Source organism: Yersinia enterocolitica (assembly GCA_002082245.2).
Classification (GTDB): Bacteria; Pseudomonadota; Gammaproteobacteria; order Enterobacterales; family Enterobacteriaceae; genus Yersinia; species Yersinia enterocolitica_E.
Genome location: NBTC02000002.1, coordinates 3,092,396 through 3,105,148, shown reverse-complemented (window position 1 = coordinate 3,105,148; position 12,753 = coordinate 3,092,396). Strand labels below are relative to the sequence as shown.

The window sequence follows — 12,753 nt, the reverse complement described above, 5'->3', positions numbered from 1 at the left end:
GTCAGCCATGGTTAAATTCGAAAATAAAGACCCATTGATGTTAGCCAGACAATTACCGAATAAATCTGTAGCGCTGATTCTGGCCGGAGGTCGTGGTTCTCGTCTGAAAGATTTGACCGCCACCCGTGCCAAACCGGCGGTACATTTTGGCGGCAAGTTCCGTATCATCGATTTTGCGCTATCTAACTGCCTGAATTCAGGTATCCGCCGTATCGGTGTCATCACCCAGTACCAGTCTCATACTCTGGTGCAGCATATTCAACGTGGCTGGTCATTCCTCAACGAGGAGATGAACGAGTTTGTTGATTTATTGCCTGCCCAACAACGTTTGAGCACCGAGCATTGGTACAAAGGTACTGCGGATGCGGTTTATCAAAACCTGGATATTATCCGCCGCTATGAGGCGGAATATGTGGTCATTCTGGCCGGTGACCACATCTACAAGATGGATTACTCGCGCATGCTCATCGACCACGTAGAGAAAGGCGCTGAGTGCACCGTTGCTTGTATCCCGGTACCCATTAACGAGGCCAATGAATTTGGGGTAATGGAGGTGGACGAGGATTACCAGATAACGGCTTTCTTTGAAAAACCTGCGAACCCGCCTTCAATGCCTGGACGGCCTGATATGGCGTTAGCCAGTATGGGGATCTATATTTTTAATGCCAATTATCTGTTCAAGTTATTAGAAGAAGATATGAATACCCCTGGCTCTACCCATGATTTTGGTAAAGATTTGATTCCCAAACTTACCGAACAGAAGGCGGCTTGGGCACATCCGTTTGATCTCTCCTGCGTGACCTCCAATGCCGAATTGCCACCTTATTGGCGTGATGTTGGGACATTGGATGCCTACTGGCGGGCCAACCTGGATTTGGCATCGGTCACACCAGAGCTGGATATGTATGACCGTGCCTGGCCAATCCGTACCCATATGGAGCCGTTGCCGCCGGCTAAGTTTGTTCAGGATCGCTCCGGTAGCCATGGCATGACCATGAACTCGCTGGTCTCCGGTGGCTGTATTGTTTCTGGCTCGGTAGTGGTGCATTCGGTGTTGTTCCCTCGGGTTCGGGTGAACTCGTTCTGTACCATTGATTCCACGGTATTGCTGCCTGATGTCAATGTTGGTCGCTCGTGCCGTTTACGCCGCTGCATTATTGATCGCGCCTGTCACATACCTGAAGGGATGGTTATCGGGGAGAACGCCGATGAAGATAGCGCCCGTTTTTATCGTTCGGAGGGCGGGGTGGTGCTAGTGACCCGTGCGATGCTGGCGAAATTAGCCGTCAACGTCAAATAGGGCTATTTTATTTATCCGATAGGTGTCAGGAGTCACGATGCGGGTCTTACACGTATGTTCTGAGCTATTTCCTTTGTTGAAAACAGGGGGATTGGCTGATGTTGTTGGCGCTTTACCTGCCGCACAAATTGCTGAAGGGGCCGATGTTCGGGTCATGCTACCGGGCTTCCCTGATTTGCGTCGTGGAATACCAGACACCGTGCTGGTTAGGGAGATAGACACCTTTGCCGGACGGGTTTCTCTGCGCTACGGCCATTATCAGGGCATTGGTATCTATCTTATTGATGCTCCGGGGTTATATGACCGCGCTGGCAGCCCTTATCACGACCAGTCGTTGCATGCTTACGCCGATAACTATCGCCGCTTTGCCTTGCTGGGATGGATGGCGTGTGAGCTGGCCTGCGGGCTGGATGGTTTCTGGCGTCCCGATGTGGTGCATGCCCATGATTGGCACGCTGGGCTGGCCTGTGCTTATCTGGCGGCGCGTGGTAGACCGGCACGATCAGTATTTACCGTCCATAATCTGGCCTATCAGGGGCTATTTGCTGGGTACCATTTGGCTGAGTTACAACTCCCCGCCGCATTTTTCCAAATGTACGGGTTGGAGTTCTACGGTCAAATTTCCTATCTGAAAGCTGGGCTGTTCTTTGCTGATCATGTCACTACTGTCAGCCCGACCTATGCCAAAGAAATTACCCAACCTGCTTTTGGTTACGGCATGGAAGGGCTGCTGCAAGAACGAGCCAGTCAGGGGCGTTTGACCGGCATCCTCAATGGGGTGGATAGCGCCATTTGGGACCCACAGAGCGATACCTTGCTGCACGCCTGCTATGACATAGAGAACCTGCAGCAGAAAGCGGTGAATAAAGTGCATCTGCAAACCACGATGGGGTTGGAGGTGACGGATAAGAAACCTATTTTTGCCGTGGTCAGTAGATTGACCGAGCAAAAAGGGTTGGATTTGGTGCTGGAAGCTTTGCCTGAATTACTGAAACTAGGTGGGCAACTGGCGGTCTTGGGGGCGGGGGATGCCATTCTACAAGAGGAGTTTTTGGCGGCAGCGGCAGACTATTCCGGCCAGGTTGGGGTACAAATTGGTTATCACGAGGCATTTTCTCACCGAATTATTGCCGGTGCGGATGTGATTCTGGTGCCTAGCCGTTTTGAACCTTGTGGGTTAACGCAGTTGTATGGTTTGAAATATGGCACTTTGCCACTGGTCCGGCATACGGGCGGGTTGGCAGATACCGTGGTGGATTGCGCGCTGGAAAATCTGGCGGATGGCAGCGCCTCGGGGTTTGTGTTTGATGAATGCGATGCGCAGGCATTGGTGCGGGCAATTCGCCGTGCTTTTGTTCTGTGGAGCCGGCCAAAACATTGGCGTCATGTTCAGCGCCATGCAATGGGGTTGGACTTTGGTTGGCAAGTAGCTGCTGGTCAATATCTGTCACTTTATCGGCGTCTCTAGTTGTCGATTTGTTGTAACCACGAATTGGGAAAACCGCTATGACATCACCGTTCAGTTATACCTCACCCGTTGTCAGTGTGGATGCGCTGAAACACTCGATTGCCTACAAATTGATGTTTATTGTCGGCAAAGATCCCTCGATTGCGACTCAGCACGATTGGCTGAATGCGACATTATTTGCGGTACGGGATCGGATGGTAGAACGCTGGCTACGCTCTAACCGCGCACAATTATCACAAGACGTTCGTCAGGTTTACTATCTGTCGATGGAGTTTTTATTGGGGCGAACCCTCTCTAATGCACTGTTATCTATGGGTATTTATGAAGATATCGAACAGGCGCTGGATGAGATGGGCCTCAATCTGTCAGAGCTGTTGCAAGAAGAAAACGACCCTGGGCTTGGCAATGGTGGCTTAGGCCGTCTGGCGGCGTGTTTTCTGGACTCACTGGCAACACTGGCACTACCGGGCCGAGGCTACGGCATCCGCTACGAATATGGCATGTTCAGCCAGAAAATAGTGGATGGCCAACAGATGGAGTCGCCAGATAACTGGCTGGAATATGGTAATGCCTGGGAATTCCCACGCCATAATACCCGCTATAAAGTGCGCTTCGGTGGCCGAATTCAGCAGGAAGGCAGCAAAACTCGCTGGCTGGAAACCGAAGAAATCCTCGCCTGTGCTTATGATCAAATCATCCCTGGCTTTGATACGGATGCAACTAATACACTGCGCTTATGGTCTGCGCAGGCCAGTAATGAAATCAATTTGGGCAAATTCAATCAGGGTGATTACTTTGCTGCGGTTGAAGATAAAAACCATTCAGAAAACGTATCACGAGTGTTGTATCCCGATGATTCTACCTATTCCGGCCGTGAATTACGTTTGCGACAAGAGTACTTTTTAGTGTCGGCGACGGTACAGGATATCCTCAGCCGCCACTGGACCATGCATCAGACGTTCGATAATCTGGCAGATAAGATTGCTATTCATCTCAATGATACTCACCCGGTCCTTTCCATTCCTGAAATGATGCGTCTGTTGATCGACGAACATAAGTTCAATTGGATGGATGCGTGGGACGTGGTGCAGCAGGTGTTCTCATACACCAATCACACGCTGATGACCGAAGCGCTGGAAACCTGGCCAATTGACATGATTGGCAAAATCTTACCGCGCCATCTGCAAATCATTTTTGATATCAATGATCACTTCCTCAAACTGGTGCAGGAACAATATCCGTCTGAACCAGAACTGTTGCCACGAGTCTCTATTATTGATGAAACCCATGGGCGGAAGGTCCGTATGGCATGGCTTGCGGTGATCGCCAGCCATAAAGTTAACGGTGTGTCTGCTTTGCACTCTGAACTCATGGTGCAGTCACTGTTTGCCGATTTCGCTCACATTTTCCCTAATCGCTTCTGCAATAAAACCAATGGGGTGACGCCACGGCGCTGGCTGGGGTTGGCTAACCGACCACTGGCTACGGTATTGGATGAGAGTATTGGTCACAATTGGCGGACTGATCTGAGCCAACTCAGTGAGCTGGAAAAAAACCTCGATTACCCCAGCTTCTTGCAGGCATTGCAAAAGGCCAAGCTGGAGAACAAAAAACGGCTGGCGGCTTATATTGCTGAAAAATTGAATATTGTGGTCAATCCGGGCGCGTTGTTTGATGTGCAAATCAAACGTATTCATGAGTACAAACGACAATTGCTGAATGTGTTGCATGTTATCACCCGCTATAACCGTATTCTCGAAGCACCGAATGAGAAGTGGGTGCCGCGCGTGGTAATTTTTGCCGGTAAAGCGGCATCAGCGTATTACAATGCTAAGCAAATCATTCGATTGATCAACGACGTAGCGAAGGTAATCAACAATGACCCTCGGATTAATAACCTACTGAAAGTAGTATTTATTCCAAACTATAGCGTGAGTCTGGCGCAGTTGATCATTCCGGCGGCTGACCTATCGGAACAGATTTCTCTGGCGGGAACCGAGGCTTCGGGTACCAGTAATATGAAGTTTGCCCTCAACGGGGCGCTGACCATTGGCACATTGGATGGGGCTAACGTCGAGATCCGCGAACATGTGGGTGAGGAGAATATCTTTATCTTCGGCAATACCACCGAACAGGTCGAGGTGCTGCGTAACAATGGTTATAACCCACGGAAATATTACGATGAAGATCCTGAATTGCATCTGGCATTGACGCAAATGGCGACGGGCACCTTTAGTCCCGAAGACCCTAAACGCTATACCAGCCTGTTCGATTCACTGGTTAATTTTGGTGATCACTACCAGCTATTGGCTGATTATCGCAGCTATGTGGATACTCAGGAGCAGGTTGATACGCTATATCGCCATTCGGACGAATGGACGCGCAAGACGTTACTCAATATTGCCAATATGGGTTACTTCTCTTCAGATCGTACCATTGAAGAATATGCCGACGAGATTTGGCATATTAAACCTATCAGGCTGTAGTTATATCCACTGAGCTAATAATAAAAACCCTCTTCAACAGTCAACTGTGAAGAGGGTTTTTTTAAGCAGATCGATGAACTGGATGGGTTATCAGGAAACCAGCGATAATGTCTGTTGTTTTCCGGCCTGCACCTGTGCCAACCATTCGGCAACGCGCTGTTTCTGCGCATCGTCCAGAGCCATACCTAACTTGGTACGACGCCAAATCGCATCATCTAGTTCTACAACCCATTCTTTTTCAACTAGATAGCGTAATTCTGCTTCGTACAAGCCATGGCCGAAATGTTCACCCAAGCTTTCGATACTGGTCGCTTCTGCCAAAATTATCTCGCTATGGCTACCATAAGTACGGGTATAGCGGCGGGCCAGCCCTTCAGGTAACCAGTTATAGCGATGGCGCAACTGAACAGTATAGTTATCACGGCTGCCGCCAATATCACCACCCGGCAATGCGCCAGTCTTGGTCCATGCTGGGCCGACATTCTGATAGTAGCCAGACAGTTTTTCCAGCGCGTGTTCTGCCAGTTTGCGATAGGTGGTCAGTTTGCCGCCAAATACAGAAAGCAGTGGTGCTTTACCGTCTTCATCGGCTACATCCAACGTGTAGTCGCGGGTAACAGCTTGCGGTGAATCTGATTCGTCGTCACATAGCGGACGTACACCAGAGTAGGTCCACACGATATCGTCGCGACCCAACTGTTTTTTAAAGTGATCGTTATACACTTTCAGCAGGTAATCGATCTCTTGTGAGTCGATCTTCACCTCTTTCGGATCGCCGTGGTACTCCACGTCAGTAGTGCCGATGATGGAATATTCATCCAACCACGGAATGACGAAAACAATACGATGGTCTTCGTTTTGCAGAATATAGGCTTGTGGCTGATTATGAACCCGTGGCACGACGATATGGCTGCCTTTAATCAAGCGGATGCCATAAGGCGATTTCAGCTTCAGGCCGTCGTCGAAGAATTGCTTAACCCATGGTCCGGTCGCATTTACCAAGCCTTTGGCACGCCAGGTAAAGGTTTTGCCGGTATTCACATCAATGGCTTCAACCATCCATAGACCTTGTTCACGCCAGGCACGGGTCACTTTGGTACGGGTGCGGACTTCACCACCGCGCTCGACCACTTCTTGGGCATTCAGCACCACCAGGCGAGCATCATCGACCCAGCAGTCAGAATATTCGAAACCGCGCACCAATTCTGGTTTCAATATCGATTCTGGTCCAAAACGCAACCCTTTACTGGCAGGCAGACTGGTACGTTTGCCCAAGTGATCGTACAGGAACAAACCAGTGCGGATCATCCAGGCTGGGCGCAGGTGGGGTTGATGCGGCAGACGAAAACGCATTGGGAATGCGATATGCGGTGCCAGTTTCAATAATACTTCACGTTCGGCCAGTGCTTCACTTACCAGACGGAATTCATAGTGTTCCAGATAGCGCAGGCCACCGTGGATAAGTTTGGAGCTGGCGGAAGACGTAGCACAGGCCAAGTCTTGCGCTTCCAGCAGCAGAACGGACAGGCCACGCCCTGCCGCATCCGCAGCGATACCGGCACCATTAATGCCGCCACCGATCACGATCAAGTCTTTGGTTTCCATGCTTCCTCTCTCCAGATGTTCGAAACAGCTCTTTAATGTTCGTTTTCGCTCATGATTGTAATCAAAAACCAACAAACAAGCCAAGAGTTAACCAAAAAAAAACATTCCCCCGTGATGGAGGTAACAGTTTTGTTATCAAAATGTGGGGAAAGTTTGGATTTGGATTTGGATTTGGATTTGGATTTGGATTTGGATTTGGATTTGGATTTGGATTTGGATTTGGATTTGGATTTGGATTTGGATTTGGATTTGGATTTGGATTTGGATTTGGATTTGGATTTGGATTTGGATTTGGATTTGGATTTGGATTTGGATTTGGTGATTAGGTTTGGTTGTTCGGTGTTCTGTGGTCCGATTCGGTTGTTAGAGCACTTGAGTTGACTTAACAACCGCACCGGATCACCAAAACTAAAATTTAATGACTAACACAACTCCAATTGAACCTGATGCTGCTCAATAATCTTCATCACACTGGGAGGAGGCATCTGATCGGTAAACAGATAATCAATCAAATTCATATTCCCCAAATTCACCATTGCGTTACGACCAAACTTCGAGTGGTCGGTTACCAGCATCACACAACGGGAGTTCTCGATAATTGCTCGCTTGGTGCGCACTTCATGGTAATCAAACTCTAATAATGAGCCGTCCATATCAATACCACTGATACCAAGGATGCCGTAATCAAGACGGAACTGAGAAATGAAATCCAGTGTGGCCTCACCAATAATCCCACCATCGCGGGTGCGAACTTCACCACCAGCCAGAATCAGCCGGAAATCCTCTTTAGCCGTCAGCAAGGTAGCAACGTTAAGATTATTGGTCACCACCCGCAGCCCCTTATGGTTCATCAGCGCGTGGGCGACAGCTTCTGGCGTGGTACCTATATCGATAAACAGTGTTGCACCATCGGGGATCTGGCTGGCAACACGCTGTGCAATACGGGCCTTTTCTTCCGACCACATCACTTTACGATCGTTATAGGCGGCGTTAACTGAGCTGGAAGGGAGTGCTGCACCACCATGATGACGATGAATTTTGTTTTGGTCAGCCAAATCATTCAAATCACGCCGGATGGTTTGCGGGCTAACGGCAAAATGTTCTACTAACTCTTCAGTGCTGACGTAGCCTTGTTGGCGTACCAATTCAATAATCGCATCATGCCGCTGCGTTTGCTTCACTATAATCCCCTAATGCGCCTGGTTGCTCAGGCAGTTATTGTGTGGTTCTTACGCTGTTGCGCGTATCCCAAAATGCCATTAATAACCCAATAATCAAACCTGAAACGTGAGCCGCATTGGCAATCGACAAACCTAAAACATCGAAATAACCGGCAATCAGCCAGAGGACAGAAAAAGCCATTAAACCTCGGGGCAACGAGATACCGCGCTCGGGTGCGCGCTCGCCGGTCAGCCAGACATAACCCATTAAGGCATACACCACACCAGACAGACCACCAAAATTCACACCGCTAAATAGCGATTGCCCCCAGCCACTGAACAGGGCAGATACCACAGTTAATACCAGCAATTTACCGGTGCCAAGCCGTTTTTCCATTTGTCCTGCCAGATACCACCACCACATCAGGTTAAATAAGATATGCAGTAGCGAAAAGTGTAAAAAGCCATGGCTGACCCAGCGCCAGAGTTGTAGATATTGGCTCTCGTCGCGGGGCCAGGCAAGCCATGACATAACGGCCGCATCGCCGACAATTTGCATCAGAATATAGATGGCGATGCACAGTACCATGACACTCAATGTCAGTGGGCCGGCCTGACTGCGCAGCGTCTGCAGGTAGGAAAAGCGCTGATAGGATAAATTTGAGTGTAAATTACCCGATTGCCAACTTGCGGCCTGATAGCGTGGATTGAGGGGATCGAGCAAAAACTGTTCCAGCTCCTGCTGCACCAAGGGCAATTGCTCATCATCGGCAAGCCAGATCTCTGCACCCTGAGTATCAGGCCGAACTTCCAGTACCACATTGCGAGTGGCCATATAATCCACAAAGGCCTGTGCCAGACGCGGATTAGAGATTGCTATTACACGAATCATATTGCCCATTACCGTCTATACCTTTTGTATTTGAGGCCGCAGGGTTGTGAGCTGCCTACCTGCAACGCCAATGATTTTGAGTATAGATATTATGAATGTGATTAAAGTGCTTAAAAATATCACAATCTGGTCGGTTGTGGCGAATGACAAGCTACAAACGGGTAACAAAGTCAGACATTTTCACGAATGATTTCTTGTGGATAGCTTTTGGCCCATGCCTCAAAACCACCATCAATGCTGTAAACCGCCTCAAAGCCCTGCTGGAGCAAATACTGCGCCGCCCCTTTGCTGCTATTGCCGTGGTAGCACATCACCATGACGGGCTGTTCAAAATCTGTTTGCTGCATAAAGGTATGCAGGCTGCTATTGGTCAAATGGAACGCGATGGGTGCATGGCCCGCTTCATAACTCTGTGGATCGCGGATATCGACCAATACGGCGGTATTCTCTTTCAGGCGGCTATGAGCCTGCTCAACACTGATTGTTTCAAACTGTTCCATCTTGCTCTACCTTACAAAAATGCATTTAGAGAGAAAATGCCAAAACACGATTATAATCATTTTTTAGCTGATAAATACCAGACTAACTGTAATGTTATTTTTGTCTCTGATTCCAATTTAATATGTTGTTTTTTTATAGAATTAATAAATTAAATCTATCGTTATTAATATAGGGCACATGGTTGGTTTAAAATAAAGGCATTATCTATGCTTAACCGCTTATCAAGTGCACAATATCAATCTCAGGCTACTATTTATAATGATAATATTAAGGTGGAGAAAAGGAATGCCAGTTTGAATGCTAATCCGACATTAAAGTCATTGTTGGAATTCATTAAATATTTCAATGAAGTGGGAAGTTTGTAGTAAAAACGAAATGAAAAAATTATATAGGCTATATAGTTGTACTTAACTTGTCTTTTCAATCAGTAGGATTGTTGCTTCAATCCCCCATAGATATTAAAGAGCTAACAGTTATAGCCGATAATATTATTAATATAAAAAATATTATCGCCAAAGACCACTGACTGCAATAACATTGGTTTAATGTAAATTGCAGTACAGTGGTAACTTATTGCCATAACAATAAAAATAATCAAACATAACCCATCATCTGTAATAAACGCTGTGCCTGTTGTACGGCTTCCTGGCGGTGAGCAACCCCCAGTTTTTGATATAAATTACGGATATGGGTTTTAATCGTAGTGGCTGCCACTTCCAGCTCACCGGCGATCTGTTCATTACTGTAGCCGGAGTAAATCAGCCCTAATACCTGCCATTCGCGCTGGGTTAGCGGGCTGGTACGGATCAGTTCTGGTACTTGCGGGTGAGTTAGCAGTTTATCGACAAATATCTCATCAAAATGGGCGAATTTATGCCGATGGTGCTGGTTAATATCCTTCAGTATTCGCTGAGCACGATGCTGTTCCAATTCCGGTAACGCGTTAAGTTGAATCAGTTGGCGCAACTGCTGTGCCATAGCTTCACCTTCAATCACGAAATGGCTGATAAAACCGGTGCGGTTAGCCAATGACAGTGATTCAATCAGCGCTTTCTGGGCCTCACTTTTACGTTCGGTTTGCCAATAAAGGATATTACTTAACAACAGATTACGGTTGAGGTCACTGGTTAAACGAAGGCGGCGGGCATTTTCGTTCAGTTCGTCCAATACCACTTCGGCTTCATTAAACCGCCCTAGCATGATCTGTATCCGCGCGATATTACGCCACTGCCCCTGTAAAAAGTGATTATCCGCCATCCCCGGTTTTTCTGCCTGGCGCAGCCAACTTGCGGCGGCGACTTTATCCCCGGTCATCTGCCAGTGAATAACCCGTGGCTTATCGGCATTGGTTATCCAGTCGAGATGATATTGGCTGCCGTGTTGCAGGGCCTCACAACGCTGAATATACATATTGGCGTTATCCAGATCACCACGCGCCAGTGAGCATTTTGCCAGCATCGCCAAACACTGCAATTGCTGTTGGGGTTGGTAATTGACCAGAATCTCAATGCCTTTGCGTGCCGCTTCTTCCGCTTCATCCAGCCGTGACCACGACCATAAAATTTGGGAGCGAATACGCAGCAGGAATTCATGCAACGGCAACTGCTCAAGATGTTGTTCATGAATTAAATCAAAGGCTTTATCTTGCGTTTCATAAGCGGCTTGCAAGAAACCTTGTGCAATCAGGATTTCGCTCTGTTGTAGCAATGCCCATAAGGCATAGTGATAGGCTTCGTGGCGACGTGCCATTTGCTCGGTTTGCTGCATCATGGGCAGCGCACGGCTTAGCTCCCCTTTACAATGATGAACTTCACCAGTTACGGAGGTTGCCACAATACGGCTATAAAAGTTCGCCATCGGCAGATATTTCAGCGCATCAGTTGCCAGTTTTTCGGCTTCATCTGGCTTACCATCATTGATAGCCACCTGAGCACGCAGGGCATCAAATTCAGCGCGTAAAATCTCATCAACAGGGATTTTGCGTTCTTGCATTGCCGATTCAGCGCGCTCGAGCAAGGTATTCACCTCACCATAACGGTGTTGGCTTTGCGCCAGCCAGGCTTGTAGCAGTGCCAGTTCTGGATTCTGCACCAATAAAGAGTAAGGCAGGGCGACTAGACATTGTTCCAGCAGCGCCAACTCACTGTGGTTAAACAGAGTCCAGGCATGTTGCAGCAAGATATCACGTAACATGCCAACATCACCTGCGGCCAACGCATGGTGGATTGCTTCAGCCGGGTAGCCCAACGCCATCCAACCTTCAGCGGCTGCGTGATGCAATTCCGGTAACTCCAACGCCAATTCCCACTGGCAGCGCTGGCGCAAGAAGGTGGCAAATAGCGGGTGGAAGCAGAACCATTCACCACTGTCATCCATACGATGAATAAATAACCCTTGGCGCTCCAACTCTTCCAGCCGTTGCTGACCGTTATCTTCCCCAGTCAGGCGCACAATCAGGGCATCATTCATGGAACGTAATACTGAGCAACGCAGCAGAAAAACGCGGGAATTGCTATCCACCTGATCTAATACTTCATCCACCAGATAGTCTGACAAATGGCTGGCATTTAACCCTGCCAGGCGTTTTGCCGATTTTTGCGCGGATGAGTTTGGCTGACGCGATGACAGTGCTATCAGTTGCAGCGCGGTAGCCCAGCCTTCAACTTCATCACACAAGCGGCTGCTATCACCTTGTTCCAGTGGCACTGACAGGCGGCAATCAAAAAATTGCTGTGCTTCCTGATGATTAAATGCCAGTTGCTGCATGCCTAATTCCAGCAACTGATCGCGCACCCGCAGGTTAGCAATTCCCAGCGGTGGCAAGGTGCGGGATAGCAGGATCAGCGTCATATTTTCCGGCTGGTGACGCAGAAAGAAGCGCACAGCTTCATGAACAGCGTCATTGGTAATCAGATGATAGTCATCGATGACCAGATAAAGCGGGCCGTCCCAATCGGACAACTCGATAAATAATTGAGCAAACAGCGCTGAAAGGCTGGCGTATTGATGCTTTTGGCTGAGCGCTTCACTTTTACTGCAATGGCCGCCAGTCGCCAACTGTACCGCAGCAATCAGATAAGAGGCGAAACGCTCTGGTTGATTGTCACTTTCATCCAGTGAATACCACCCGAGATTGGATTGGTCGGCAGCCCATTGGGCGATCAACGTGGTCTTACCATAACCGGCTGGGCAATTGATCAAAGTCAGGCGATAGTTTGCTACACCTGATAACTTAACCAATAGACGGTCGCGTATCACGGTATTTTGCAGCCGTACCGGGCGGCTCAGTTTTGAGGGGATCAGCATGCTGTGTCCGGTTTAACCAATATCCGGTGAGAAGA

Annotated in this window: 9 protein-coding genes; 4 read left to right on the top strand and 5 right to left on the bottom strand. The window is 48.5% G+C overall.

Annotated features, from left to right (window positions below; translation table 11 throughout):
- The first annotated feature begins 7 nt into the window (after positions 1-7).
- Genes glgC through A6J66_015780 form a run of 3 tightly spaced genes read left to right on the top strand, consistent with a single transcriptional unit; the run spans position 8 to position 5,254 of the window.
- Positions 8-1,300, top strand: a complete 1,293-nt coding sequence (glgC, locus tag A6J66_015790; GenBank protein ID PNM25507.1) for a glucose-1-phosphate adenylyltransferase — start codon at positions 8-10, stop codon at positions 1,298-1,300.
- A 37-nt stretch (positions 1,301-1,337) separates the two neighbouring features.
- Complete coding sequence (locus tag A6J66_015785; protein PNM25506.1) at positions 1,338-2,768, top strand: glycogen synthase GlgA; 1,431 nt, start codon at positions 1,338-1,340, stop codon at positions 2,766-2,768.
- 38 nt (positions 2,769-2,806) lie between these two features.
- On the top strand, positions 2,807-5,254 hold the full coding sequence (locus A6J66_015780; protein ID PNM25505.1) for a glycogen phosphorylase: 2,448 nt from the start codon (positions 2,807-2,809) through the stop codon (positions 5,252-5,254).
- 90 nt (positions 5,255-5,344) lie between these two features.
- Here the strand turns inward: A6J66_015780 and A6J66_015775 are convergent, their stop codons facing one another.
- On the bottom strand, positions 5,345-6,859 hold the full coding sequence (locus tag A6J66_015775) for a glycerol-3-phosphate dehydrogenase (GenBank protein PNM25504.1): 1,515 nt from the start codon (positions 6,857-6,859) through the stop codon (positions 5,345-5,347).
- 140 nt (positions 6,860-6,999) lie between these two features.
- Here A6J66_015775 and A6J66_015770 point away from each other — a divergent pair, with 140 nt between their 5' ends.
- Entirely contained in the window at positions 7,000-7,185 is a 186-nt protein-coding gene (locus A6J66_015770; protein ID PNM27039.1) for a hypothetical protein, read from the top strand.
- Between the two features lie 96 nt (positions 7,186-7,281).
- Here A6J66_015770 and A6J66_015765 read toward each other — a convergent pair whose 3' ends face one another.
- From A6J66_015765 to A6J66_015750, 4 genes are all read right to left on the bottom strand, one after another.
- On the bottom strand, positions 7,282-8,040 hold the full coding sequence (locus A6J66_015765; GenBank protein ID PNM25503.1) for a DeoR/GlpR family transcriptional regulator: 759 nt from the start codon (positions 8,038-8,040) through the stop codon (positions 7,282-7,284).
- Between the two features lie 34 nt (positions 8,041-8,074).
- Positions 8,075-8,911, bottom strand: a complete 837-nt coding sequence (locus A6J66_015760; protein ID PNM27038.1) for a rhomboid protease GlpG — start codon at positions 8,909-8,911, stop codon at positions 8,075-8,077.
- A gap of 170 nt (positions 8,912-9,081) precedes the next feature.
- Entirely contained in the window at positions 9,082-9,411 is a 330-nt protein-coding gene (locus tag A6J66_015755) for a thiosulfate sulfurtransferase GlpE (GenBank protein ID PNM25502.1), read from the bottom strand.
- A gap of 595 nt (positions 9,412-10,006) precedes the next feature.
- Positions 10,007-12,718, bottom strand: a complete 2,712-nt coding sequence (locus A6J66_015750) for an HTH-type transcriptional regulator MalT (protein PNM25501.1) — start codon at positions 12,716-12,718, stop codon at positions 10,007-10,009.
- Positions 12,719-12,753 lie beyond the last annotated feature (35 nt).